This window comes from Streptomyces sp. NPDC006134 (genome assembly GCF_040628835.1).
Taxonomy (GTDB): domain Bacteria; phylum Actinomycetota; class Actinomycetes; order Streptomycetales; family Streptomycetaceae; genus Streptomyces.
Genome location: NZ_JBEXTV010000012.1, coordinates 12,994 through 36,725, shown reverse-complemented (window position 1 = coordinate 36,725; position 23,732 = coordinate 12,994). Strand labels below are relative to the sequence as shown.

Below are 23,732 nucleotides of genomic sequence, written 5' to 3'. Positions count from 1 at the left end.
TGGATCGGTCAAGGGATGCCCGGGTGACGCGGCGCGTACGCGAGCGCATGGGTGTACGCGGGGAGCGCCCGAGGGCACGCGACATTTATTTCACTGGTAAAACACCTGTTAAAATACTTGCATGAGCAGTGCGACCCCCACCTCCGCAACCCCGCTCGGCCGCCGGCGTCTGCCGCTGGCCGGCGCGCTGCGTCCCGGACGCCCCTCCGACATCTGGTTCAAGCCCGCCCTGAGCGTGGTCGCCGCCGTCGCCCCGCCCAACCTGATCCTGCTGGCGCTCGGCCGGCTCGACCTGGCGATGTACACCATGGCCGGGTCCCTGTGCGCCCTGTACGCCCACAACCGGCCCTACGCCGTCCGCGCCCGGGTCCTGGCCTGGGTGGTGCTCGGCATGCTCGGCGGCGTCGGTGTCGCCCTGGTCACCGCCTCGCTCACCCGCGACGCCGCCGTGCTGGTCGCCGTCGGCGCCCTGCTGGCCGCCGCGCAGAAGGTCCTGTGCGACGCCACCCGCGTCGGCCCGCCGGGCAACGTCGTCCTCACCTTCATCAGCTCCGCCTCCCTCTTCGCGCCGCAGACCCTCGGCCAGGTTCCCGGGCACCTGGCGTTGACCGCCGCGGCGGGCTCCTGGGCCTGGCTCGTCGGCATGGCACCCGCGCTGCTGCGCCCCACCGGCCCGGAGCGCCGCGCCACCGCCCAGGCCCTGAACGCCGCCGCCGCGTACGCCGCGTACGCCGGGGCGCACGGCACCGACGACGGCCACGCCCGCGCCGCGCGCGCCGCCGGCTACGCCGCCGTACAGGCCGCCTGGCAGGCGCTGCTGCCGCTGCCGGGGAAGGGGGCCCGCGCCGCCACCCGGCACGCCCTGGAGCGGCTCCTCGTCCGCGCCGAGGTCGCCCTCGCCGCGCCCGCCGACACGGACCCCGAGCGGCTGCGCGCCTGGGCGCGCGCCCTGCGCGGCACCGGACGCGTCCCCCGGCCCGGGGACCCGCGCACCGGCGATCCCGGCACCGGCGACTCCCGGGCCGCCACCGACGAACTCCTCGGCGTGGAGGCCGAGCGCGGCGCCCGGCCCGCGCCGCTGTGGCACCGGCTGGCCCCGCTGGCCCCCATCGGCGTGCGCACCGCCCTCGGCTGCGCCCTGGCCGGATACGCCTCGCTCGCCCTCGGCATCGGCCGCCCCTACTGGGCCCTGGTCACCGCCGCCGCGCTCTACCAGGCCAACCTCACCCTCACCTGGAACCGGGTCGTCCAGCGCGTCGTCGGCAACCTGGCCGGAGTCCTCGTCTTCGCCGCCGTGGCCCCGCTGGCCCACCTCGGCCAGGCCGCGCTGGTCCTGTTCTGCCTGCTGTTCGCCTTCGGTGCCGAGGCCCTCATCAGCCGCAACTACTGGCTCGGCACGCTCTGCGTGACCCCGATGGCGCTGCTCATCACCGAGTTCACCGGCTACCAGGAGCCCGGCGTGCTGATCACCGAGCGGGTCGTGGACACCCTCGTCGGCGCTCTGGTCGGTTTCGCCGCCGCCGTCGCCGTCACCAACCGGCGCGCGGGCGACCGGGTCGAACAGGCGCTGACCGCCGTGGACCGCGTCCGCGAACGCGCCGCCCGCCTGCTGGCCGAGCCCCGTCCGGCCCCCGCCGCCCTGGACGCCGCGCACCGCGCCCTGGCCGCCGCGCTGGTCGAACTGCGGGCCACCGCCGACGCCGCGGCCGGCGAGTGGTGGCAGCGCGCACTGCCCCAGGAGAGGGTGGTGCGCGCCGAGCAGGCCGGACACCGTACGCTCGCCGCAATGGTCCGCCGCCGGACCGGCCCGGGGGCGGGGCGGCCGGACCAGGACGCGGGCACGAGGACGGAGGACGTACGGCCATGACGGCAAACGGCGGGCGCTCGGCGAGCGAGGGCGTGGGGGCGGACGCGACCGGAGGGGACACCGTGGCCGCGGTCGTCCGGCAGTGGCGGGCCGTGCACCCCGGCCTCGACACCGGCCCCATGGAGATCATCGGCCGCATCAACCGCTGCGCCGCCCTCCTCCAGCAGGCCGAGGACGCTCCGCTGCGCCGGGCGGGCCTGAGCCGCCCCGAGTTCGACCTGCTGGGCGCCCTGCGCCGCACCGGCCACGAACTGACCCCCGGGGAGCTGGCCCGCGAGACCTTCTCCTCGGGCGCCGCCGTCACCAAGCGCCTCAAGCAGCTCACCGAACGCGGCCTGGTCGAGCGGCGCGGGGACACCCGCGACCGCCGCGTCGCCCACGTCCGCCTCACCGACGCGGGCCGCGACCTGGTCGACGGCATCCTGCCCGAACAGCTCGCCTACGAGACCGCCGTGCTGTCCGGCCTGGAGGGGGAGCGGCGGGGCGACCTGGCCGCGCTGCTCGGGGAGCTGCTCGGTCAGCTGGAGGGCCGCCTGGACGCGCTGCGGGCGTGACGCGCACGGCCGCGGCGCCGGCGCCCCGGGCACGCCGTGCACCGGGCGGCGGTGGGGGAGTGGCGGTCGCCGCGGACGTCCCCGGTGCCGGCCGCTGCGTCCTCACGGGGCCCGGGCCCGCCGGTGACCGGCCGCCCGGACCCGCCCCGCCGGTACCTGCCGGGAGCTTCCCGGCCGCAGGCGGCGCCCGGGCGAGCGCCGCCGGACCGCCGGTCTCTCAGAGCCCCGAGCGGAAGAGGCGCCCGGCTCGCGACGCCCGGCACGCACGCTCGCCGCGGTTCCGGAACACCCACGTGGCTCCGCCACGAGAGGGCTTCGGCGTCTTGCGCTCGCACGCACCGGACGCCGCGAGCCGATCGGGCTCCCCTTCCGCTCGGGGCTCTCAGCCCCCCTGCGCCCGGTACACCCCGAACATCGCCCCCTGCGGATCCCGCAGCACCGCGATGCGCGGCCCCTCGGGAAGCGAGGTCGGCGTCATGAGGACGGTGCCGGAGCCGCTCGTCGCGTCGGCCGCGGCCCGGTCCACGTCGGTCACCGCGAAGTACGGCAGCCAGTGCGCCGGCACCTCGTGCGGGAACTTGTCGTCCATCGTCACCATGCCGCCGAACTCCGCGCCGCCGACGCTCCACCGCGGGTAGCGCTCCGTGCCGCCGGCGCTCCAGCCGAAGACCGCGGTGTAGAAGTCCCGGGCCCGGCCGGGCTCGCGGGTCAGCAGCTCCACCCAGCCCAGCGCGCCGGGGGCGTCGAACAGTCCGGCGCCCGGGAAGGCACGGGCCTGCCACAGATGGAACACCTCCTCGTCCGGGCCCGCGGCCACCGCGAAACGGCCCGCGTCGAACACGTCCTCGGGCCCCAGCAGGACCGTCCCGCCGGCCTCCGTCACCCGCCGCGCGGCGGCGTCCGCGTCGTCCACCGCGAACGAGACGTTCCACGCCACCGGCTGCGCCGGCTGGTACAGCGGGGACAGCCCGGCCACCGCCGCGTCCCCCAGGCGCGCGATCGCGTAGCCGCCCGTCTGCAGACGCGCATCGGTCCGCGGACGCCAGCCGAACAGCTTCGTGTAGAACCGCTTGGCCGCCTCCACGTCGCTGGTCCCCAGCTCGGCCCAGCAGGGCCCGCCGGTCACCGGTTGGTCGAGCTTCATGCGCCGGGCGTTCCTTCCGCAGTCCTGGCCGGGGCCCCTCCAGCACGCTAAGCCCCCGCCCGGACTCCGGCCATCCGGCACGGAACCACCGGTGCGCGCCGCTCCCGGTGAGCTCAGATCCCCGGCCGGTACCGCAGCGGATGGTCCGTCGGCACCTCCACCAGCACGATCGGGGTGCCGTCCGGGTCCGCGACCCACATCTCCACCAGTCCCCACGGCTCCCTGACCGGCGGCCGGGTGATCGCGACGCCCTTCGCCCGCAGCTCCTCGTGGGCCGCGGTGACGTCCTCGACCTGGAGCCACAGCCGCACGGCCGGGGACGGCGGGGTGTCCGACCGGCCGGAGAGCTCCAGGAAGCCGCCGCCGAGGAAGTAGACCGTGCCGCGCTCCGGCCCCGTACCGAACTCGCGGTAGACGGCGAGGCCCAGCCGCTCGCCGTAGAAGACGCGGGACCGTTCGGGGTCGGTGGGGCGGAGCAGGACCCTGCTGCCGAGTACGTGGACCATGCATCCGGAGTCTAGGGGGCTTCTGATGGATCTCCGTGGCGTCGCGACGCCCGGCACGCCCTCCGCCCCGCACACCGAGAGCACGCACCGAACGCTGCTCCTTCTTCCACGGAGATCCATCAGAAGCCCCCTGACGGCAGCGTTACCCTCGTCCCTGCCCACGCCGCGCCCGAGAACGGGAGAACCACCATGGACACCGCCGAGACCCGACTGACCTTTCGCGACGCCGCCGCCGCAGACGTCGACGAGCTCGTCGCGCTGATCGAGTCGGCGTACCGCGGGGAGTCCAGCCGGGCCGGGTGGACCACCGAGGCGGACCTGCTCCAAGGGCAGCGGACCGACCCGGAGGGAGTGCTGGGGGTGATCGAGTCGCCCGGCAGCCGCCTGCTGACGGTCGAGCGGGACGGGCGGATCGTCGCCTGCTGCCAGCTCGAACACCGGGGCTCGTACGCCTACTTCGGGATGTTCGCCGTCAGCCCGGTGCTCCAGGGCGCGGGGCTGGGCAAGACGGTCATCGCCGAGGCCGAGCGGCAGGCCCGCGAGACCTGGGGCGTGACGGAGATGCGCATGACCGTGATCTCCGTCCGCGAGGACCTCATCGCCTGGTACGAGCGCCGCGGCTACCGCCGTACGGGACGGACGACCCCGTTCCCGTACGGCGACGAGCGCTTCGGCATCCCGCTCCGCGACGACCTCCGGTTCGAGCTGCTGGTCAAGCCGCTGGTGTGAGCCTCACGCGGTGAAGCGGCCGGTGCGCTTGATCTCCGGGCGGTCGGTGGTCGCGCCGTCCAGGCCCAGGGCCCGTACGAGACGCAGGTGGTCCTGGGTGTTCACCACCCAGGCGAAGACCCTCAGACCCGCCTCGCGCGCCAGCCGCACGATCTCCAGGGTGATCCGGTCGATGTCCAGGCAGAGGGCCGCCGCCCCGGCCTCGACGGCGCGGTCCACGACCTCGGGACCGTAGTACTGGGCCACCAGCGCGGTGCGCGCCCCCGGCACCAGACGGGAGACCTCCGCGATCGCCTCGGCGTGGAAGGAGATCACCTCCACCCGTTCGGCCAGATCCCGCCGGCGCATCACCTCGGCCAGCGTCCGGGCCGCCGCCACGTCCTTGATCTCGGCCTGGAGCGGTACCGACACGGCGTCCAGCACCTCCTCGAAGACCGGGACCCGCTCGCCGCGGCCCGCGTCCAGGGCGCGCAGCTCGGCGAGGGTCTTCCGGGCGATCGGGCCGGTGCCGTCGGTCGTCCGGTCCACGTCCGCGTCGTGCATGACGACCAGGGCGCCGTCCTTGCTCAGGTGCAGGTCGAGTTCGACGACGTCGAGGCCGGCCCGTTCGGCGGCGACGAAGGAGCGCAGCGTGTTCTCCGGCTCGACAGCCATGATTCCGCGGTGACCGATGGTGAGGAAGTTCAAGGTCCGGCTCGCTTCCGTGGGCTGCGGCGGGGCAGAGCCGCAGCGTAACGCCGACCCGGCTCGTGCCCCTCCCCCGATGTGCCCGACAGGAAAACATGCGGTGAAGGCGGGGGTGGGGCAGGATAATTTCCTGAGAGGCCCCTTGCTGAGAGAAAGCAGGAATGCATACGGTGTCCTGACGCGAGGTTCTCCTGTGGAGGATGGGACATGACGGAAATTCTTGTGCAGGTGGGTGCGGAGGGGAAGGTTCCTCCGGTGACCAGGGTGGTGGAGCACCCGGCGTGGCCCGTGCTCAAGGATGCCGTGGAGCAGATCCGGCCCTGGCAGTCCAAGGACGGGTCGATCGACTTCGACGCCGAGGGCGCCCCGCGGCGCGCCGAGGCCGAGGAGGCCGTACGCCGCGTCGCCGCCGCCGTCGAGGAGCTCTCCCCGCTGCTCCCGCACGACCGCGCCTACCACGAGGCCCTCGTGAAGGACCTGCTCCGCTGGGCCGAGGGCGGCTTCCAGGTGCCCGACTTCCTCGACTCGCTGCTGGCCTTCCAGCCCGCCGCGGACCGCCGGGACGGCCTCCAGCACCTGGTCGTCTTCCCGATGTACACGCAGAACGGCAACCCGGACCGCAACCTGGAGGCGGTCGTGCTGCGCATGGTCTGGCCCGACTGGCTGGCCGAGCTGGAGCGCACCCGCTACGACAACCCGCTCTTCTGCGGCATCACCTTCGAGGACTTCACGGCCGGGTACGACACCAACTCCGCCGTCCTCTTCCCCGAGACCATCGCCGTGCGCGAGGCGCCCGAGCGCTTCACCTGGGGCGGCATCTTCTGCGACCGCGAGGCCGCCCGCTTCCGCCGGGTCACCGAGGCCGCCGTCGGCATCCTGGGCCTCGAACTGCCCGAGGACATCGCCGCCATGGTCCACGACCAGAAGCGCTGCGAAGAGGCGTTCGTGCTGTGGGACATGATCCACGACCGCACCCACAGCCACGGCGACCTGCCGTTCGACCCGTTCATGATCAAGCAGCGCCAGCCGTTCTGGATGTACGGCCTGGAGGAGCTGCGCTGCGACCTCACCGCCTTCAAGGAGGCCGTGAAACTGGCGGACGAGGGCGTCCCGCAGGCCCGCGACGTGCAGTACGCGGTGCTGTTCGACCGCATGTTCCGCTTCCCGGTCACCGGCGAGCGCGTGCGCAACTACGACGGCCTCGGCGGCCAGCTCCTCTTCGCCTACCTGCACAAGAACGACGTCGTCCGCTGGACCGACAACAAGCTCTCCATCGACTGGGAGCGCGCCCCGCAGGTCACCAACCGGCTGTGCGCCGAGATCGAGAAGCTGTACCGCGACGGCATCGACCGGCCCAAGCTGGTCCACTGGTTCGCCGGGTACGAGCTGGTCTCCGCCTACCTCGCCCCGCACCCGGGCTCCAAGTGGGCCAAGGGCCCCGACGCCCTCGACCTGACCCAGCCGCCGCGCAAGCTCGTGGACGACGTGCTTGCGGACGAGTTTCCGCTGAGCATGTTCTACGAGGCGCTGCAGAAGAAACTGAAGAACGTGATCGCCTCCACCAAGGGCATCACGGCGGACGGCGCCGAGCGGATCGCCGCGTGAGCGACCGCGCGAAGAACGAGGCTCGGGAGGCGAGGACCATGGGGAACGGGGCGCTCGAGGGCGCGGTGATCGCGGTGGCCGGTGCGGGCGGACCCGCGGGACGGGCCGCGCTGCTCAGGCTCGCCGAGGCGGGGGCGACCGTCGTCGGCTCGGACAACGACCCGCAGCGGCTGGCCGAGGCCGTGGACGCGGCGCGCTACGCGCACGGCGGCGCCACGGTCACCGGCGAGACGGTCGACCTGCTCGACCTGGACGCCGCCAAGGACTGGGCCGCCCGCATCGAGAAGGAGTACGGCCGCGTCGACGGCCTGGTCCACCTCGTCGGCGGCTGGCGCGGCAGCCAGACCTTCACCAAGACCGACCTCGGCGACTGGGACCTGCTGGAGAAGCTGCTGGTCCGCACCGTCCAGCACACCTCCCTCGCCTTCCACGAGCCGCTCCAGCGCAGCGACCGCGGCCGGTACGTCCTGATCAGCGCGGCGGGCGCGAGCAAGCCCACCGCGGGCAACGCCGCGTACTCGGCCGCCAAGGCCGCCGCCGAGGCGTGGACGCTCGCCATGGCCGACTACTTCCGCAAGGCGGGGGGCGAGCAGGGGCCGACGTCCGCGGCTGCGATCCTGGTGGTGAAGGCGCTGGTGCACGACGCGATGCGCGCCGAACGCCCCAACGCGAAGTTCGCGGGCTTCACGGACGTCAAGGACCTGGCCGAGGCCATCGCCGGAGTCTGGGAGAAGCCCGCCGCGGAAGTGAACGGAAACCGTCTGTGGCTGACCGAGAAGCCGTGAACCCCCCGAAGACCGACGCACGCCGCCACCACGACCCGCGGGAACGGGGGTTCGCCAGCGACAACTACGCCGGCGCCCACCCGGAGGTGCTCGCCGCCCTGGCCCTGGCCAACGGCGGGCACCAGACCGCCTACGGCGAGGACGCGTACACGGAGAACCTCCAGCGCGTCGTCCGCGGGCACTTCGGGGCGACGGCGGAAGCCTTCCCGGTCTTCAACGGCACCGGAGCCAACGTCGTCGCGCTCCAGGCGGTCACCGACCGCTGGGGCGCGGTGATCTGCGCCGAGAGCGCGCACATCAACGTCGACGAGTGCGGGGCGCCCGAGCGGGTCGGCGGCCTGAAGCTGCTCACCGTCCCCACCCCCGACGGCAAGCTCACCCCCGAGCTGATCGACCGTCAGGCGTACGGCTGGGACGACGAGCACCGTGCCATGCCGCAGGTCGTCTCGATCACCCAGTCCACCGAGCTCGGCACCCTCTACACCCCCGACGAGATCCGGGCCATCTGCGAGCACGCCCACGCGCACGGCATGAAGGTCCACCTCGACGGCTCCCGGATAGCCAACGCCGCCGCCTCCCTGGACGTGCCGATGCGCACGTTCACCAACGCGGCCGGCGTCGACATCCTCTCCCTGGGCGGCACCAAGAACGGCGCCCTGTTCGGCGAGGCGGTCGTCGTCATCAACCCCGACGCCGTCCGCCACATGAAGCACCTGCGCAAGCTGTCCATGCAGCTCGCCTCCAAGATGCGCTTCGTGTCGGTGCAGCTGGAGGCGCTGCTCGCCAAGGACCTGTGGCTGCGCAACGCCCGCCACGCCAACGAGATGGCCCAGCGCCTGGCCGAGGGCGTCCGCGCGGTGCACGGGGTGGAGATCCTCCACCCCGTGCAGGCCAACGCGGTCTTCGCCCGGCTGCCCCACGAGGTGAGCGAGCGCCTCCGGAAGCGGTTCCGCTTCTACTTCTGGGACGAGGCCGCGGGCGACGTGCGCTGGATGTGCGCCTTCGACACCACCGAGGAGGACGTGGACGCGTTCGTGGCGGCCCTCAAGGAGGAGATGGCCCGCTGAGGCAACTCCGCCTTATGCATAGGTATGCGGTCACCTGAAAAGTCATTGACTCGCGGGTGGTCGCATTCCTATGCTCTGCGGGCATGGAGCCGATCCAGCAGAACCCCGACCTGTCCGCCTATTTGGCCGCCGACGACGTCATCGATCACGACCACCCGGTTGTGCGGGAGACGGCCGCGCGTCTCGCCAAGGAAGCGGAGGACTCGTATGCCTATGCGCGGCTGGCGTTCGAGTACGTCCGCGACGCGATCCCGCACTCACAGGACGCCGGAGACCCGCGCGTCACCTGGCGGGCCTCCGACGTCCTGGCGCAGGGCACCGGCATCTGCCACGCCAAGGCCCACGCGCTGGCCGCGCTGCTGCGGGCCGAGGACATCCCCGCCGCACTGTGCTACCAGCGGCTGCTGCACGACGGGGGCGAGGGGCACGTGGTGCACGGGCTGGTCGCGGTCCGCTTCAACGGCGCCTGGCACCGGCAGGACCCGCGCGGCAACAAGCCCGGCGTGGACGCCCGGTTCTCGCTGGACGGGGAGCGGCTCGCCTGGATCCCCGACCCGCGGCACGGTGAGATGGACTATCCGGTGCTGTACGCCGCACCGCATCCGGCCGTGCTGGACGCCCTGAAAGCGGCGCCCGACCGGGCGTACCTGTGGCGGACGCTCCCGGCCGCCCTCTGAGGCGGGGCCGGTCGCGGCCCGCGCGCCCGCCGTTCCGGCGTCCGGGGCGGGGTGCGCCCGGGCCGGGCCGCCGGCGGCGAGGGCTTCGTCACCGCCGCCGGACCGGCGCGGACCCCGGCCCGGAGCGGCCCGCCCGTCCGCCCCGGCGGCGGGGGCGGGCGCCGCTCAGTGCGCCTCCGCCGCGCGGACCTGCTCCGCCGTCGGGGCCGTGCCGCCGAGATGGGCCGGCATCCACCAGGTGTCGTCCGGGCCCTTGGGGCGCACGGGGTAGGCGCGCTGCGCGGCCTCCAGCAGCTCCTGCACGCGCTCGCGTAGCCGGCGCGTGAGGGCACCCGCGTACTGCTCGCGGGAGGCGTCGATCGCCTCGCCGACCCGGATGGTGACCGGGATGTGGCTGCGCTTGAAGTTGCGCGGGTGGCCCTTGGTCCACAGCCGCTGCGTGCCCCACACCGCCATCGGGATCAGCGGAACGCCCGCCTCCTGCGCCAGGCGCGCGGCACCCGACTTGAAGCTCTTCAGCGTGAACGACTCCGAGATGGTGGCCTCCGGGAAGACCCCGATGATCTCGCCCGACCGCAGCGAGTCCAGGGCGTGCGCGTAGGCCGCCTCGCCCTGCTTGCGGTCGACCGGGATGTGCTTCATCCCGCGCATCAGGGGACCGGAGATCCGGTGCCGGAAGACGGACTCCTTCGCCATGAAGCGCACGAGCCGCTTCTGCGGCAGCGCCGCCAGTCCGTTGAAGATGAAGTCCAGATAGCTGATGTGATTGCTCACCAGCACGGCGCCGCCCGAGCGCGGGATGTTCTCCGATCCCCGGCAGTCGATCTTGAGGTCCCACACCTTGAACATGGTGCGGGCGAGACCGATGACCGGGCGGTAGACGAGTTCTGCCATGGGCCGGACGGACCCTTCCTGCTCTGCCTGGGAAGGGGCTCCCAGTGGAAAGTTACGCGGCCGTAGGTTTTACGGCATGTCGCAGATGGTGCCCCAAGAACGGCCGGTGAACCAGTCCTGGTGCCCGGCGTCGGCGTAATCCTCGTCACGTCCCGTCTTTGACCCGCTTTTTGCCGAAGGGTTACCGCGCGGGTACCGTCCCCGCCCCGCGGTGGCTCCCGTGCGCCGGCATCCGGAAGAATCGAGCACTCCGCGGCGGACACCCGGCGAGGCACGGGAATCTTTGCGGTCCCGTGAACGCTGCAACCGGGGACGGACCGAAGACGAGTGGGAGAGGACGCGTGCGCGAACGGGACGACGGCGTGCGGCTCGATGCCGCCGCACTGGGCACCGGTCTCGGTGAACGCGCCACACTCGTACAGTTCTCCAGCGCCTTCTGCGCGCCCTGCCGGGCCACCCGGCGGGTCCTCGGCGAGGTGGCCCGCATGGTGGCGGGCGTCACCCACGTCGAGATCGACGCCGAGTCCCGTCTCGGACTCGTCCGCGCGCTGGGCATCCGCAAGACCCCGACGGTGCTCGTCCTGGACGCGGACGGCCGCGTCGTGCGGCGCGCCACCGGTCAGCCGCGCACCGCGGACGTGATCGCCGCCCTGGGGGAGGCGGTGTGACGCCCGCTCCGCCGGACCAGCCGTTCCCGCGCCTCGCGCGGCAGGACCCCTCGCACAAGGACCCCTCCATGACGACCACGCCCGCTCCGGGCATGCCCCGGCCGGCCGCCGACGACCTGTTCCGGTCCGTCTTCCGGCGCCACGCGGCGGGAGTCGCCGTGATCACCGCCCGCGGTGAGAACGGCCCGGCCGGATTCACCGCCACCTCCCTCGCCTCGGTCTCCGCGGACCCCCCGATGCTCTCCTTCGGGGTCGGCACCGGCTCCTCCAGCTGGCCCGCCGTCGCCGCCGCCGGCCACGTCGGGGTGCACATACTCGGCGAGCACCAGCGGGAGCTCGCCGCCACCTTCGCCCGCCGGGGCGCCGACCGCTTCGGCCCGCCCACGGCCTGGCGCGAGGGCCCCGAGGGCGTGCCCGTCCTCGACGGCGTCCTCGCCTGGCTGGTGGGCCGCGTCGTCGCCCGCGTCCCCGCCGGGGACCACCGTGTCGTGCTGGCCGAGGTCGTGCACGGCGACTCCGCCGGGCCCGGCCGGCCCCTCCTCTACCACCAGGGCCGCTTCACCGAACTGCGCGACTGACCCGGCGCCACGGCTCTCCTGCGAAACCGTCGGGTTCCGGTTACGCTGCGTTGCGAAGGTCACAGTTCAAAGCGCTTGCTTAGCGGGAACGAACTGGATGTACTGACGAGTAATATTCCGGCAGGAGCGCAGGGCCGCCCCGACCGGGATCGGCCGCTGCAGGCGCCTATGCTGCCTGCAAGCAGGCAGCACTGAAATGTCGACGCAGTAGGAGAGCCGGCGTGAGCTTGAGGATCGTTGTCACTGTGAAGTACGTGCCCGACGCCACTGGCGACCGGCACTTCGCCGATGACCTGACCGTCGACCGGGACGACGTGGACGGTCTGCTCTCCGAACTGGACGAGTACGCGGTCGAGCAGGCGCTGCAGATCTCGGAAGACCGTCGGGACAAGGGCGACGACGATGTGGAGGTCACCGTCCTGACGGTGGGTCCGGAGGACGCCAAGGACGCGCTGCGCAAGGCGCTGTCGATGGGCGCCGACAAGGCGATCCACGTCGAGGACGACGACCTGCACGGCACCGACGCGATCGGCACCTCCCTGGTGCTGGCCAAGGCGATCGAGAAGGCCGGCTACGACCTGGTGATCTCCGGCATGGCCTCCACCGACGGCACCATGGGCGTCGTACCGGCGCTGCTGGCCGAGCGCCTGGGCGTGCCGCAGGTGACCCTGCTGTCCGAGGTGTCGGTCGAGGACGGCGTGGTCAAGGGCCGCCGCGACGGTGACGCCGCCTCCGAGCAGCTCGAGGCGCAGCTGCCGGCGGTCGTGTCGGTCACCGACCAGTCGGGCGAGGCGCGTTACCCGTCCTTCAAGGGCATCATGGCGGCCAAGAAGAAGCCGGTGGAGTCCTGGGACCTGTCCGACCTCGACATCGAGGCGGAGGAGGTCGGTCTCGAGGGCGCCTACACGACCGTCGACGCGGCGGACGAGCGCCCGGCCCGGACCGCGGGCACGATCGTCAAGGACGAGGGCGAGGGCGGCAAGCAGCTCGCTGAGTTCCTCGCGAGCCAGAAGTTCATCTAGGGGCCACGCCCCTCACCGCCCCTCAGACTTCGCGATTTTCGCAAGGAGATCCATCCCATGGCTGAAGTTCTCGTCTACGTCGACCACGTGGACGGCGCCGTCCGCAAGCCCACCCTGGAGCTGCTGACCCTCGCCCGCCGCATCGGCGACCCGGTCGCCGTCGCCCTCGGCAACGGCGCCGCCGCCACCGCCGCCACGCTCGCCGAGCACGGCGCGGTGAAGGTCCTGACCCACGAGGCGTCCGAGTACGCCGACTACCTGGTCGTGCCGAAGGTGGACGCCCTCCAGGCCGCCCACGAGCAGGTCTCCCCGGCCGCCGTCCTCGTCCCCTCCTCGGCGGAGGGCAAGGAGATCGCCGCACGTCTGGCGCTGCGCATCGGCTCCGGCATCATCACCGACGCCGTCGACCTGGAGGCCGGCGACGAGGGCCCGGTGGCCACCCAGTCGGTGTTCGCCGCCTCCTACACCACCAAGTCCCGTGTCACCAAGGGCACCCCGGTCATCACGGTCAAGCCGAACTCGGCCGCCGTGGAGGCCGCTCCGGCCGCGGGCGCGGTCGAGGCCCTGGACGTGACCTTCTCCGAGAAGGCGACCGGCACGAAGGTCACGGGCCGTACGCCGCGTGAGTCGACCGGCCGTCCGGAGCTGACCGAGGCCGCGATCGTGGTCTCCGGCGGCCGTGGCGTCAACGGCGCGGAGAACTTCGCGATCATCGAGGCCCTGGCCGACGAGCTCGGTGCCGCCGTGGGCGCCTCGCGCGCCGCGGTGGACGCGGGCTGGTACCCGCACACCAACCAGGTCGGCCAGACCGGCAAGTCGGTCTCCCCGCAGCTGTACATCGCCTCCGGCATCTCCGGCGCGATCCAGCACCGCGCCGGCATGCAGACCTCCAAGACGATCGTGGCGATCAACAAGGACCCGGAGGCCCCGATCTTCGACCTGGTCGACTACGGCGTCGTCGGCGACCTCTTCGCCGTCGTCCCGCAGCTCACCGAGGAGATCAAGACCCGCAAGGGCTGATCCCGCACGCCGTGCGCACGAGGCCCCCGCGACCGTCCGTGGTCGCGGGGGCCTCGGCCGTCCCGGGGAGCGTTCTCCGCCGGTTCCGCCGCCGTCGGCCAGTGCTGTACTGGGGGTCCTGAGGGGGGCCTTGACCGGAAAGAGGGTGTTGACCGGCGGGAAGGTCGGGGATAACTTCGCTGTGCGGATTATTGATTCCGCACAACGGAAAATAGGAGGGTACGGAATGGGTCAGCAGGAGAAGGTGGCGACGAGCCTCGCGGGCACCGTGAGCGAGGAGATCAGCGCCTCCCTCGCACCGGTCGACGCGGAGCTGGAACGCCGCTACCCCGGAGACCCCGGCACCCGCCAGCCCGTCCACACCGTCTACGTCCCCGGCGACGCCTTCGCCGCCGACACCATCCGCTCCTGGGGCGACCAGGCGCTCGCCGCGCTCGACGAGCACGCACCGGACGCCGCCTCCTTCGCCGCCGTCCTCGGGCTCTCCGAGGAGCTCGCCGAGCCGGTGTACTCCCGGGTGCGCGCCAAGCTGCAGCGCGAACCGATCGAGGACCTGCGCATCGACTTCGAGGACGGCTACCAGGGCAAGGACGAGGACCAGGACGCCGCCCGCGCCGCCCGCATCGTCGCCGAGGCGTACGCCCAGGGCACCGCCGCCCCGTACATGGGCATCCGCATGAAGTGCATGGAGGCGGCGGTGCGCGACCGGGGCATCCGCACCCTCGACATCTTCCTCACCGGCCTGATCGAGGCGGGCGGCCTGCCGGACGGCCTGGTCCTCACCCTCCCGAAGGTGACCTACCCCGAGCAGGTCACCGCCATGGTCCGGCTGCTGGAGGCGTTCGAGAAGGCGCACGGGCTGGAGCCCGGCCGGATCGGCTTCGAGATCCAGATCGAGACCAGCCAGTCCATCCTCGCCGCCGACGGCACCGCCACCGTCGCCCGCATGATCCAGGCCGCCGAGGGCCGCGCCACCGGCCTGCACTACGGCACCTTCGACTACAGCGCCTGCCTCGGCGTCTCCGCCGCCTACCAGGCCAGCGACCACCCCGCCGCCGACCACGCCAAGGCGATCATGCAGGTCGCCGCCGCCGGCACCGGCGTCCGCGTCTCCGACGGTTCCACCAACGTCCTGCCGGTCGGCCCCACCGAGAAGGTCCACGACGCCTGGCGCCTGCACTACGGCCTCACCCGCCGCGCCCTGGCCCGCGCCTACTACCAGGGCTGGGACATGCATCCCGGCCACATCCCCACCCGCTACGCCGCCGTCTTCGCCTTCTACCGCGAGGGCTTCGAGCAGGCCGCCGCCCGCCTCGCCCGCTACGCCAGCCACGCCGGCGGCGACATCGCCGACGAGCCCGCCACCGCCAAGGCCCTCGCCGGCTACCTGCTGCGCGGCCTGGACTGCGGCGCCCTCGACACCGCCGAGGTCGCCCGGCTCACCGGCCTGACCCGCGCCGACCTGGAGGGCTTCGCGGCGCCCCGGCGCGGCGACCTGACGGCGTCGGCGCAGTAGGCAGCCGCCGGGTTGTGGGATGAGGGCTCCCCGCGTGTCTTCCCGTACGGGAAGACACGCGGGGAGCCCTCTGCGGTGTCGTGCGGTCCGCCGGGCGGACGCGCGCCTCGGGGCCTCGGGAAGGGTGCGGCGCGTCGACGAGGCCGGGCGCCGAAGGCATCCGGACCGTCGCGGGCCGCTCAGTCCGCGGGCGGCAGCTCGCCCGAGCCACGGGTGATCAGCCGGGTCGGCAGTTCGATCCGTCCGGGCGTGCCGAGGCCGCCGTCCAGCTGCCGGAAGAGCCGTTCGGCGGCGGTGCGGCCGAGGGCCGCCGCGTCCTGGGCGACGACGGTCACCCCCGGCTGGAGCAGGTCGGCGAGTTCGATGTCGTCGAAACCGACGAGGGCGACGCGGCGGGAGAGCCCGGCCAGGACGCGGATCACGGTGACCGTCACCCGGTTGTTGCCCGCGAAGACCGCGGTGACCGGATGCGGGTCCGCGAGCATCTCCTCGGCCGCCCGGCGCACCCGCTCGGGATCCGTGACGCCCAGCGACATCCAGGAGTCCTTCACCGGTATGCCCGCGTCCTCCATGGCCGCCCGGTAACCGCGCAGCCGCTCGGCGGCGGTGTGGATCCGGGGCATGTCGCCGATGAACCCGATCCTGCGGTGTCCGTGCGCGATCAGGTGGGCCACGCCGTCGCGGGCGCCGCCGAAGTTGTCCGAGAGCACCACGTCCGCGTCGATCCGGCCGGCCGGCCGGTCCACGAACACCGTGGCGACGCCCGCCTTCAGCTCCGGCTCCAGGTACCGGTGGTCGTCCCCGGCCGGGATCACCACCAGCCCGTCCACGCGCCGGGCGCACAGCGCCAGCACCAGTTCCCGTTCGCGGTCCGGGTCCTCGGCGCTGGATCCGTTGATGAGCAGGGCACCGTGGGCGCGGGCCACCTCCTCCACCGCGCGGCTCAGCGGCCCGTAGAACGGGTCCGCGAGGTCCTCCAGGACCAGGCCGATGCTGGCCGTGCGGCCCTTGCGGAGCACCCGCGCGCTGTCGTTGCGGCGGAAGCCGAGCGCGTCGATGGCCTCCTGGACGCGCCGCTCCGTCTCCGGCGTCACGCCCGGCTCGCCGTTGACCACGCGGGAGACGGTCTTGAGTCCGACCCCGGCGCGGGCGGCGACGTCCTTCATGGTGGGACGGTTGCCGTAGCGGGTCCCGGAGAGGCGGTCGGGGCGGCGGGGCGTCTCGGGCACGGTGCGGTGTCCTGTCCTGTCCTTGTCGTCCACGGAGCGTGTCGGCGGATGATGCGCCGGTCCATGAGTGCGTATGAGGATGTGGCGTCGAGCATAGAGCCTGGACAACGTTGTCAGAAGCGAGGGAGACTGTCCATGACGCCTCCCGGACCGCGCCGTCCCCACCCGGCCGGCCCACGGTGCCGTACGTGTTTCCCATCTTTTTCTCGTGTTTGTCGCTCATGCTTTCTCATGGTGGACGGGGAGAACCGACTCTGATGCACACCGACCTCGTGGCCGCGCTGGACATCGGCGGCACCAAGATCGCCGGGGCGCTGGTGGACGGCCGCGGCCGGATCCTGGTGCGCGCGCAGCGCGCCACGCCCGCGCAGGAGGACGGCGAGACCGTGATGCGCGCCGTCGAGGAGGTGCTCGGCGAGCTGACCGCCTCGCCGCTGTGGGCACGTGCCACGGCCGTCGGCATCGGCAGCGCCGGCCCGGTGGACGCCTCCGAGGGCACGGTGAGCCCGGTGAACGTGCCCGGCTGGCGTGACTACCCGCTGGTCGCGCGGGTCCGGGCCGCCGCCGGCGGCCTGCCCGTCGAGCTGATCGGCGACGGCGTGGCCATCACGGCGGCCGAGCACTGGCAGGGCGCCGCCCGCGGGCACGACAACGCGCTGTGCATGGTGGTCTCCACGGGCGTCGGCGGCGGCCTGGTGCTCGACGGCAGGCTGCACCCGGGACCGACCGGCAACGCGGGCCACATCGGCCACATCAGCGTGGAGCTCGACGGCGACCCCTGCCCGTGCGGCGCGCGCGGCTGCGTGGAGCGGATCGCGAGCGGCCCCAACATCGCCCGGCGGGCCCTCGGCGACGGCTGGCGGCCCGGCCCCGACGGCGACACCTCCGCCGCCGCGGTGGCCGCCGCCGCCCGGGCCGGCGACCCGGTCGCCGTGGCCTCCTTCCGGCGGGCGGCCCAGGCGCTGGCCGCCGGTATCGCGGCCACCGCGACGCTCGTCGAGATCGACATCGCGGTGATCGGCGGCGGCGTCGGCAAGGCGGGCGACGTGCTCTTCACCCCGCTGCGCGAGGCCCTGGCCGACTACGCGACCCTGTCCTTCACGCGGCACCTGACGGTGGCCCCGGCGCAGATGGGCACGGACGCGGGGCTGGTCGGAGCGGCGGCAGCCGCCCTCGCCAGGCGGGCGGACACGGCTCCGGCGGGCGTGTAGGGAACTTCGGAGGGTGCGTCGGTGACCTCCGGCGGAGGTGGGGGTGAGGGGGCTTCGGAGGGGGCGTGGGTGGCCTCCGGTGGGGTGGGGGTCTTCGGCGGGCGCGTCGGTGACCTCTGGCGGAGGCGGGTCCTTCGGCGGCGGGTGCGTGGGTACCCCCGGTGGGGGTGGGGGCCTTCGGCGGGTGCGTGGGGAGGAACCTTCGGCGGTACGTTGCCCGGCGAGGCGGACGGAGTACTGGTGGCCGAAACGCCCCCCGCGGCCGTGACCCGGGCTCGCCCGCGCAGTTGAACCCGGCATGAAAAAGCGCAGCATGCTCGCCCTCGCCTCCCTCGCCACCGGCTTCGTCGTCGCGGCCGTCACCCCCTCCCATGCCCTGAGCGGGACCCCGCTCGGCCCCGACGGGGTGGACGAGGCCGTCGGAACCGTCGAACAGACCACCGGCGACGACAGCTTCGCCCTCGGTGATCATGCCGCGGAGGACCGGCGCTGAGTCCCACGGCCGACCGGACCGCACACGGCGCCGGTGCCCCGGAGACAGGGGCGCCGGCGCCGTTTCCGTGCGCCCTCAACTGGGCCTGGTTTCCGTGGCAGGGTGGAGCGGGCAAGCCACAGGGGGCCAACGGAAGAGGGGGACCTGTGACCGTCGTCTGGATCAACGGCGCGTTCGGTGCGGGGAAGACGTCCACCGCACGGGAACTGATCGAACTGATCCCGAACAGCACACTCTTCGACCCCGAGGTGATCGGCGCGGAGCTCACGCATCTGCTGCCGCCCAAACGCCTCGCCGAGGTCGGCGATTTCCAGGACCTTCCGATCTGGCGCCGCCTTGTGATCGACACGGCGGCGGCGCTGCTCACCGAGCTCGGCGGGACCCTGGTGGTGCCCATGACCCTGCTGCGCCAGGAGTACCGCGACGAGATCTTCGGCGGCCTCGCCGCCCGCCGGATTCCCGTACGGCACATCCTCCTCACCCCGGCTGAAACGATCCTGCGGGAGCGGATAGCCGGCCGCGAGGTCCCTCCGGACCTCCCCGACGGCGAAATACGCATACGGCAGTGGTCCTACGACCACATCGAGCCCTACCGGGCCGCCCTCGCCGCCTGGCTCACCGCCGACGCCCACCCGATCGACACCAGCGCCCTCACCCCGCACGAGACCGCCGCCCGTATCGCCGAAGCCGTCGGCACCGGTGCCGTGCCCGTCTGCGACATCGTGCAGACCCCCGAACCCACCGCCGAGACGCTCGCCGCCGGCGTCCTCCTCTTCGACGAACAGGACCGGGTGCTGCTCGTCGACCCCACCTACAAGGCCGGCTGGGAGTTCCCCGGCGGCGTCGTCGAACCCGGCGAGGCACCCGCCCGCGCCGGCATCCGCGAGGTCGCCGAGGAGACCGGCATCCACCTGGACGACGTACCGTCCCTGCTCGTCGTCGACTGGGAGCGGCCCGCGCCGCCCGGTTTCGGCGGGCTGCGCCTGCTCTTCGACGGCGGACGCCTAGACTCCGCCGAGGCCGGGCGGCTGCTGCTGCCCGGACCCGAGCTGCGCGGCTGGCGGTTCGTCACCGAGGAGGAGGCCGCCGGCCTGCTGCCCCCGGTCCGGTACGAGCGGCTGCGCTGGGCCCTGCGGGCCCGGGAGCGGGGGGCCGCCCTCTATCTGGAGGCGGGCGTCCCGGTCGGCTGACGCGGATCGGCTGCCGGAAGGCGCTCACCGCCGCGCACAGCGCCTCGCCCGCCCCGGCGAGCACCGGATCCCCGTGGCCGAAACACGCCACCCGCGTGTCCAGGGCCGCCATCCGGCGGAAGGAGTCCGGCATCCGGGCCTTGTCGAGGTCGAACACACCGGGGACGACGCTGCCGTCGGCCGGGGACGAGGCGATCACGTCGCCGGTGAACAGCACACCGTGCCGGGGAGGACGGAGCGCGATGCCGCCGTCGGTGTGACCCGGGACGTGCAGGACGCGCGCGCCGCCGCCGAGATCCAGGAAGTCCAGGGTGTCGCCGTCCCGGAGCCCGGTGATCCGGTCGGGGCGGCGGTACCCGCCCTCGGGCAGGAACCGCAGGGCCCGCTCGTGGAAGGGACGCTCCCAGTCCTCGGTCACCGGCGCCGGTCCTCCGGTGCGTCGCCCCGGAGGACCGGCGCCTCCAGAGGGTGGGCCGGCACCTCGGCCCCGCTCAGCGCCGCGAACTCGGCCGCGCCGCCCGCGTGGTCCCCGTGGAAGTGGGTGAGCACGATGCGCCTGCCGTACGGCGGAGGGCGGCAGGCCGAGCGAGGCGACCACCTCGGCGATCGGTTCCGCCGATCCGGGCGGTCCGGCGTCGATCAGCGACAGCCGGCCGCCATCGCGCCAGAGGCAGACCTGGCCCACAGGGAAGCGCAGCAGGTGCAGGCGGCCGGGGAGGAGCTCGACGACGTCCATGTTCATGTCCATGTTTTGTTCATGGTCATAGTCATGGACATGTCTGTGTTCTGTTCATGGGGACGACCGTAGGAGGGCCCGCGCCCTGATGACGGGGCCCTCCGCTGCCGGCAGAGCGGTCGTCAGCTCGCCGCGTAGTTGCGCAGGAACAGCGCCTCTGCCACCGACAGCCGCTCCAGCTCCTCCGGCGACACGCTCTCGTTCACGGCGTGGATCCGGGCCTCCGGCTCGCTCAGGCCGATGAGCAGGATCTCCGCCCGCGGGTAGAGGGTGGCGAGGGTGTTGCACAGCGGGATGGAGCCGCCCTGACCGGCGTACTGCATCTCCTGGCCGGGGTAGGCCACCGCCATCGCCTCGGCCATGGCCTGGTACGCCGGGCTGGCGGTGTCGGCGCGGAACGCCTGGCCCTGGCCGATCTGCTCGACGGCGACCCGGGCGCCCCACGGCGTGCGCGACTCCAGGTGCGCCTGGAGCAGCTTGGTCGCCTCGGCGGCGTCCACGCCCGGCGGCACCCGGAGACTGACCAGCGCACGGGCGCTCGCCTGCACCGACGGGGTGGCGCCGACGACGGGCGGGCAGTCGATGCCGAGGACCGTGACGGCCGGCCGCGCCCAGATGCGGTCGGCGACCGTGCCGGAGCCGATCAGCTCCACCCCGTCCAGCACCTTGGCGTCCCGCCGGAACTGCTCCTCGTCGTACTGGAGCCCCTCCCACCGCGCGTCGGCGGTGAGACCGTCGACGGTCGTCGAGCCGTCCTCGGCGCGCAGCGAGTCCAGTACGCGGATCAGAGCGGCCAGCGCGTCGGGGGCGGCGCCGCCGAACTGGCCCGAGTGCAGGTTGCCCTCCAGGGTGTCGACCCGCACACGCACCAGGGTCATCCCGCGCAGGGTGGAGGTGACCGTCGGCAGACCGACCCGGAAGTTCCCCGCGTCGCCGATGACGACGGTGTCGGCCGCCAGCAGCTCCGGGTGCTCCTCGGCGTACCGCTCCAGGCCGCCCGTGCCCTGCTCCTCCGACCCCTCGACGACCACCTTGACGTGCACGGGGACGCCGCCGTCGGCCTTCAGCGCGCGCAGCGCCAGCAGGTGCATGATCAGGCCGCCCTTGCAGTCGGCGGTCCCGCGCCCGTACCAGCGGCCGTCGCGCTCGGTCAGCTCGAAGGGCGGAGTGACCCAGCCGGCCTCGTCCAGCGGCGGCTGCACGTCGTAGTGGGCGTACAGCAGCACCGTCTTGGCGCCCTCGGGACCGGGCAGGTAGCCGTACACCGACTGCGTGCCGTCCGGGGTGTCCAGCAGCGCCACGTCCTGGAAGCCCTCGGCGCGCAGCGCCTCGGCTATCCAGTTCGCGGCGCCCTCGCTCTCGCTCCTCGGGAACTGGGCGAAATCGGCCACCGACTTGAAGGCCACCAGCTCGGCGAGCTCCTCCTTCGCCCGGGGCATCAGCGAGGCGACGGTCCCGGCGACCGGATGCGACGACATGGGCACGCTCCTTGTGGATGCGACGTTTGTACCGTTGCCCGATCCTCGCACAGGGGCCCGGGACGCCTCGTACGGCGGGCTTGCGGGGCTTTGCGCGCCGGCCGGCGGCTCCTCGCGCGGTGGCCTGCGGCGACACCGCCGTAGGATGCGGGGGACACAAGCGGCATGCGGCTGGATCGGAGCGGTAGACCATCGTGAGCAGCGAGAACTCTTCGGCGGAGGACGCGCGGCAGGTGTGGGACGTCGTCGTGGTGGGGGCGGGACCCGCGGGGGCCTCGGCCGCCTACGCGGCGGCGGTCGCCGGGCGGCGCGTGCTGCTGCTGGAGAAGGCGGAGCTGCCCCGTTACAAGACGTGCGGCGGCGGCATCATCGGCCCCTCGCGGGACGCGCTGCCGCCCGGTTTCGAGCTGCCGTTCAAGGACCGCGTCCACGCCGTCACGTTCTCCCACAACGGGCGCTTCACGCGCACGCGCCGTTCCCGGCAGATGCTGTTCGGGCTGATCAACCGGCCCGAGTTCGACCAGCAACTCGTCGAGCACGCGCAGAAGGCGGGCGCCGAGCTGCGCACCGGCGTGACGGTCTCGCGGGTCGAGCAGCACGGGTCGGCGGTGCCGGACCGGCGCACGGTCGCCGTCGTCCTGCAGGGCGGCGAGACCGTGCTCGCGCGGGCCGTCGTCGGCGCGGACGGCAGCGCCAGCCGCATAGGGGCGCACGTCGGGGTCAAGGCCGACCAGGTCGACCTCGGGCTGGAGGCCGAGATCCCGGTGCCGCAGACGGTCGCCGAGGACTGGAAGGGGCGGGTCCTCATCGACTGGGGGCCGCTGCCCGGCAGTTACGGCTGGGTCTTCCCCAAGGGCGACACGCTGACGGTCGGTGTGATCTCCGCCCGGGGCGAAGGCGCGGCGACCAAGCGCTACTTGGAGGACTTCATCGGCCGGCTCGGTCTGGCCGGGTTCGAACCGCGCATCTCCTCCGGCCACCTGACCCGCTGCCGCACCGACGACTCGCCGCTCTCCCGCGGCCGGGTCCTGGTGTGCGGGGACGCGGCGGGGCTCCTGGAGCCGTGGACCCGCGAGGGCATCTCGTTCGCGCTGCGGTCGGGGCGGCTCGCGGGGGAGTGGGCGGTCCGCATCGCCGAGGCCCACGACGCCGTGGACACCCGCCGGCAGGCCCTGAACTACGCCTTCGCCGTCAAGGCGGGGCTCGGCGTGGAGATGAGCGTCGGCAAGCGGATGCTCGCGCTCTTCGAACGGCGCCCGGGGCTCTTCCACGCCGCCCTGACCGGCTTCCGGCCGGCCTGGCGGGCGTTCAAGGACATCACGCAGGGCTCGACATCGCTGGGCGAGCTGGTCCGCAGCCATCCGGTGGCCCAGCGGGCCCTGACCGCGCTGGACCGCCGCCCGGCCGAGGGCCCGGTCGGCTCGTAGCTCTGGGAGATGGTCGGTTCGTATTCGGGGGTGGTCGGTCCGTGGTCGGGGACGGTCAGTTCGTAGCCGGGGCGGCCGGAGTGATCGTGATGCGGAAGACCGGGTGGTCGGGGGCGGACGCGATGATCTCCTTGTCGGAGGACTTGGCGGTGACCCCCTGGAAGTACTGGTTGACCTCCCAGCCCCACTTCTCCAGATAGGTCCGCAGGATCGGGAGCTTCTCCTCGTCGGGAAGCTCCACCGCGGTGAAGGCGCGGACCTTGCGTCCGACGCGCAGCTCCCCGCCTCCGGCAGCGCGCATGTTGCGCACCCACTGGGAGTGACCGCGGGCCGAGACCAGATACTGCGCGCCGTCGTACGTGTGCGGGTTGACGGGGATGCGCTGCATCCGCCCGCTGCTGCGGCCGCGGACGGACATCTCCGCGGTGCCCGCAAGGCTGAGGCCGTGCCGGGCCAGCCAGCCGATGGCTCGGTTGAGCCGGACGGCCATCGGGCTGCCCTTGAGGTAGTACGGCGATGACGGCGACGGTGACGGCGATGACGACGGTGACGGTGACGGTGACGGTGACATGGTGGCCCCCAAGGCGCGATGGGAGAGCGGTGCTCGCTGGTGCGAGCACTGCTCTCGTTTTGGTGTCCTCATTCTGAA

Annotated in this window: 24 protein-coding genes and 1 pseudogene; 16 read left to right on the top strand and 9 right to left on the bottom strand. The window is 73.2% G+C overall.

Going from position 1 to position 23,732, the window contains the following annotated elements; translation table 11 throughout:
* Positions 1-121 precede the first annotated feature (121 nt).
* Both ABZ340_RS10380 and ABZ340_RS10375 read left to right on the top strand, forming a co-directional pair.
* A complete protein-coding gene (locus ABZ340_RS10380) occupies positions 122-1,867 on the top strand; it encodes an FUSC family protein (RefSeq protein WP_358781336.1) in 1,746 nt (581 codons plus the stop codon).
* Positions 1,864-2,421, top strand: a complete 558-nt coding sequence (locus ABZ340_RS10375) for a MarR family transcriptional regulator (protein WP_358781335.1) — start codon at positions 1,864-1,866, stop codon at positions 2,419-2,421. Before ABZ340_RS10380 ends, ABZ340_RS10375 begins: the two co-directional genes overlap by 4 nt.
* A 382-nt stretch (positions 2,422-2,803) precedes the next feature.
* Here ABZ340_RS10375 and ABZ340_RS10370 read toward each other — a convergent pair whose 3' ends face one another.
* Positions 2,804-3,565 (bottom strand): VOC family protein, encoded by a 762-nt coding sequence (locus ABZ340_RS10370; protein WP_358781334.1) that lies wholly within the window; start codon positions 3,563-3,565, stop codon positions 2,804-2,806.
* A gap of 113 nt (positions 3,566-3,678) precedes the next feature.
* Positions 3,679-4,071, bottom strand: a complete 393-nt coding sequence (locus tag ABZ340_RS10365) for a VOC family protein (RefSeq protein WP_358781333.1) — start codon at positions 4,069-4,071, stop codon at positions 3,679-3,681.
* A gap of 189 nt (positions 4,072-4,260) precedes the next feature.
* Here ABZ340_RS10365 and ABZ340_RS10360 point away from each other — a divergent pair, with 189 nt between their 5' ends.
* Entirely contained in the window at positions 4,261-4,800 is a 540-nt protein-coding gene (locus tag ABZ340_RS10360) for a GNAT family N-acetyltransferase (RefSeq protein ID WP_358781332.1), read from the top strand.
* 3 nt (positions 4,801-4,803) lie between these two features.
* On the opposite strand, the gene ABZ340_RS10355 is transcribed toward ABZ340_RS10360, so the two are convergent.
* Positions 4,804-5,487 carry a glycerophosphodiester phosphodiesterase family protein gene (locus tag ABZ340_RS10355; RefSeq protein WP_358781331.1) on the bottom strand — a complete coding sequence of 228 codons (684 nt, stop codon included), beginning with the start codon at positions 5,485-5,487 and terminating at the stop codon, positions 4,804-4,806.
* A gap of 207 nt (positions 5,488-5,694) precedes the next feature.
* On the opposite strand from ABZ340_RS10355, the gene ABZ340_RS10350 reads away from it, so the two are divergent.
* The 4 genes from ABZ340_RS10350 to ABZ340_RS10335 all read left to right on the top strand — a co-directional run bounded on the left by ABZ340_RS10350 (position 5,695) and on the right by ABZ340_RS10335 (position 9,621).
* Entirely contained in the window at positions 5,695-7,092 is a 1,398-nt protein-coding gene (locus ABZ340_RS10350; protein WP_358781330.1) for a DUF6421 family protein, read from the top strand.
* Between the two features lie 38 nt (positions 7,093-7,130).
* On the top strand, positions 7,131-7,877 hold the full coding sequence (locus tag ABZ340_RS10345) for an SDR family oxidoreductase (RefSeq protein WP_358781423.1): 747 nt from the start codon (positions 7,131-7,133) through the stop codon (positions 7,875-7,877).
* Positions 7,874-8,944, top strand: a complete 1,071-nt coding sequence (locus tag ABZ340_RS10340; protein ID WP_358781329.1) for a low specificity L-threonine aldolase — start codon at positions 7,874-7,876, stop codon at positions 8,942-8,944. Before ABZ340_RS10345 ends, ABZ340_RS10340 begins: the two co-directional genes overlap by 4 nt.
* 83 nt (positions 8,945-9,027) lie before the next feature.
* Complete coding sequence (locus ABZ340_RS10335) at positions 9,028-9,621, top strand: transglutaminase domain-containing protein (protein ID WP_358781328.1); 594 nt, start codon at positions 9,028-9,030, stop codon at positions 9,619-9,621.
* Between the two features lie 165 nt (positions 9,622-9,786).
* Here the strand turns inward: ABZ340_RS10335 and ABZ340_RS10330 are convergent, their stop codons facing one another.
* Positions 9,787-10,515 carry a lysophospholipid acyltransferase family protein gene (locus ABZ340_RS10330; protein WP_358781327.1) on the bottom strand — a complete coding sequence of 243 codons (729 nt, stop codon included), beginning with the start codon at positions 10,513-10,515 and terminating at the stop codon, positions 9,787-9,789.
* A 293-nt stretch (positions 10,516-10,808) separates the two neighbouring features.
* Between ABZ340_RS10330 and ABZ340_RS10325 the strand changes: the two genes are divergently transcribed.
* The 5 genes from ABZ340_RS10325 to ABZ340_RS10305 all read left to right on the top strand — a co-directional run bounded on the left by ABZ340_RS10325 (position 10,809) and on the right by ABZ340_RS10305 (position 15,319).
* A complete protein-coding gene (locus tag ABZ340_RS10325; RefSeq protein WP_358781326.1) occupies positions 10,809-11,183 on the top strand; it encodes a thioredoxin family protein in 375 nt (124 codons plus the stop codon).
* A 68-nt stretch (positions 11,184-11,251) separates the two neighbouring features.
* Positions 11,252-11,761, top strand: a complete 510-nt coding sequence (locus tag ABZ340_RS10320) for a flavin reductase family protein (RefSeq protein WP_358781325.1) — start codon at positions 11,252-11,254, stop codon at positions 11,759-11,761.
* 221 nt (positions 11,762-11,982) lie between these two features.
* Positions 11,983-12,783, top strand: a complete 801-nt coding sequence (locus tag ABZ340_RS10315; RefSeq protein ID WP_358781324.1) for an electron transfer flavoprotein subunit beta/FixA family protein — start codon at positions 11,983-11,985, stop codon at positions 12,781-12,783.
* A 57-nt stretch (positions 12,784-12,840) separates the two neighbouring features.
* Positions 12,841-13,803, top strand: coding sequence for an electron transfer flavoprotein subunit alpha/FixB family protein (locus tag ABZ340_RS10310; RefSeq protein ID WP_358781323.1), 963 nt, complete (start codon positions 12,841-12,843; stop codon positions 13,801-13,803).
* A gap of 226 nt (positions 13,804-14,029) precedes the next feature.
* Positions 14,030-15,319 (top strand): aldolase/citrate lyase family protein, encoded by a 1,290-nt coding sequence (locus ABZ340_RS10305; protein ID WP_358781322.1) that lies wholly within the window; start codon positions 14,030-14,032, stop codon positions 15,317-15,319.
* A 179-nt stretch (positions 15,320-15,498) separates the two neighbouring features.
* On the opposite strand, the gene ABZ340_RS10300 is transcribed toward ABZ340_RS10305, so the two are convergent.
* Complete coding sequence (locus ABZ340_RS10300) at positions 15,499-16,548, bottom strand: LacI family DNA-binding transcriptional regulator (protein ID WP_358781321.1); 1,050 nt, start codon at positions 16,546-16,548, stop codon at positions 15,499-15,501.
* Positions 16,549-16,805: 257 nt separating this feature from the next.
* On the opposite strand from ABZ340_RS10300, the gene ABZ340_RS10295 reads away from it, so the two are divergent.
* The 3 genes from ABZ340_RS10295 (at position 16,806) to ABZ340_RS10285 (ending at position 19,442) form a co-directional block, all read left to right on the top strand.
* Positions 16,806-17,759: an ROK family protein gene (locus tag ABZ340_RS10295; RefSeq protein ID WP_358781320.1), complete on the top strand. Its 954-nt coding sequence runs from the start codon at positions 16,806-16,808 to the stop codon at positions 17,757-17,759.
* 298 nt (positions 17,760-18,057) lie between these two features.
* Entirely contained in the window at positions 18,058-18,252 is a 195-nt protein-coding gene (locus ABZ340_RS10290) for a hypothetical protein (RefSeq protein WP_358781319.1), read from the top strand.
* A gap of 146 nt (positions 18,253-18,398) precedes the next feature.
* Entirely contained in the window at positions 18,399-19,442 is a 1,044-nt protein-coding gene (locus tag ABZ340_RS10285; RefSeq protein ID WP_358781318.1) for an NUDIX domain-containing protein, read from the top strand.
* 133 nt (positions 19,443-19,575) lie between these two features.
* On the opposite strand, the pseudogene ABZ340_RS10280 reads toward ABZ340_RS10285, so the two are convergent.
* From ABZ340_RS10280 to ABZ340_RS10270, 3 genes and pseudogenes are all read right to left on the bottom strand, one after another.
* A pseudogene (locus tag ABZ340_RS10280) lies at positions 19,576-19,860 on the bottom strand (MBL fold metallo-hydrolase); the annotation flags it as partial.
* Entirely contained in the window at positions 19,857-19,991 is a 135-nt protein-coding gene (locus ABZ340_RS10275) for an MBL fold metallo-hydrolase (protein WP_358781317.1), read from the bottom strand. The gene ABZ340_RS10275 and the pseudogene ABZ340_RS10280, both read right to left, overlap by 4 nt.
* A gap of 309 nt (positions 19,992-20,300) precedes the next feature.
* Complete coding sequence (locus ABZ340_RS10270; RefSeq protein ID WP_358781316.1) at positions 20,301-21,656, bottom strand: dipeptidase; 1,356 nt, start codon at positions 21,654-21,656, stop codon at positions 20,301-20,303.
* Between the two features lie 194 nt (positions 21,657-21,850).
* Here ABZ340_RS10270 and ABZ340_RS10265 point away from each other — a divergent pair, with 194 nt between their 5' ends.
* Positions 21,851-23,083, top strand: a complete 1,233-nt coding sequence (locus ABZ340_RS10265) for a geranylgeranyl reductase family protein (protein ID WP_358781315.1) — start codon at positions 21,851-21,853, stop codon at positions 23,081-23,083.
* 55 nt (positions 23,084-23,138) lie between these two features.
* Here ABZ340_RS10265 and ABZ340_RS10260 read toward each other — a convergent pair whose 3' ends face one another.
* The gene (locus ABZ340_RS10260; RefSeq protein ID WP_358781314.1) at positions 23,139-23,573 is read right to left on the bottom strand and encodes a nitroreductase/quinone reductase family protein; all 435 of its coding nucleotides are present in this window, start codon (positions 23,571-23,573) and stop codon (positions 23,139-23,141) included.
* Between the last annotated feature and the right edge of the window lie 159 nt (positions 23,574-23,732).

Bases quoted from the DNA above. Each gene is read 5' to 3' on its own strand.
- ABZ340_RS10350 (WP_358781330.1), top strand. From the start codon at position 5,695: ATGACGGAAATTCTTGTGCAGGTGGGTGCGGAGGGGAAGGTTCCTCCG.
- ABZ340_RS10380 (WP_358781336.1), top strand. From the start codon at position 122: ATGAGCAGTGCGACCCCCACCTCCGCAACCCCGCTCGGCCGCCGGCGT.
- ABZ340_RS10335 (WP_358781328.1), top strand. From the start codon at position 9,028: ATGGAGCCGATCCAGCAGAACCCCGACCTGTCCGCCTATTTGGCCGCC.
- ABZ340_RS10360 (WP_358781332.1), top strand. From the start codon at position 4,261: ATGGACACCGCCGAGACCCGACTGACCTTTCGCGACGCCGCCGCCGCA.
- ABZ340_RS10375 (WP_358781335.1), top strand. From the start codon at position 1,864: ATGACGGCAAACGGCGGGCGCTCGGCGAGCGAGGGCGTGGGGGCGGAC.
- ABZ340_RS10305 (WP_358781322.1), top strand. From the start codon at position 14,030: ATGGGTCAGCAGGAGAAGGTGGCGACGAGCCTCGCGGGCACCGTGAGC.
- ABZ340_RS10345 (WP_358781423.1), top strand. From the start codon at position 7,131: ATGGGGAACGGGGCGCTCGAGGGCGCGGTGATCGCGGTGGCCGGTGCG.
- ABZ340_RS10370 (WP_358781334.1), bottom strand. From the start codon at position 3,565: ATGAAGCTCGACCAACCGGTGACCGGCGGGCCCTGCTGGGCCGAGCTG.
- ABZ340_RS10330 (WP_358781327.1), bottom strand. From the start codon at position 10,515: ATGGCAGAACTCGTCTACCGCCCGGTCATCGGTCTCGCCCGCACCATG.
- ABZ340_RS10320 (WP_358781325.1), top strand. From the start codon at position 11,252: ATGACGACCACGCCCGCTCCGGGCATGCCCCGGCCGGCCGCCGACGAC.
- ABZ340_RS10295 (WP_358781320.1), top strand. From the start codon at position 16,806: ATGCACACCGACCTCGTGGCCGCGCTGGACATCGGCGGCACCAAGATC.
- ABZ340_RS10310 (WP_358781323.1), top strand. From the start codon at position 12,841: ATGGCTGAAGTTCTCGTCTACGTCGACCACGTGGACGGCGCCGTCCGC.
- ABZ340_RS10290 (WP_358781319.1), top strand. From the start codon at position 18,058: ATGAAAAAGCGCAGCATGCTCGCCCTCGCCTCCCTCGCCACCGGCTTC.
- ABZ340_RS10365 (WP_358781333.1), bottom strand. From the start codon at position 4,071: ATGGTCCACGTACTCGGCAGCAGGGTCCTGCTCCGCCCCACCGACCCC.
- ABZ340_RS10260 (WP_358781314.1), bottom strand. From the start codon at position 23,573: ATGGCCGTCCGGCTCAACCGAGCCATCGGCTGGCTGGCCCGGCACGGC.
- ABZ340_RS10270 (WP_358781316.1), bottom strand. From the start codon at position 21,656: ATGTCGTCGCATCCGGTCGCCGGGACCGTCGCCTCGCTGATGCCCCGG.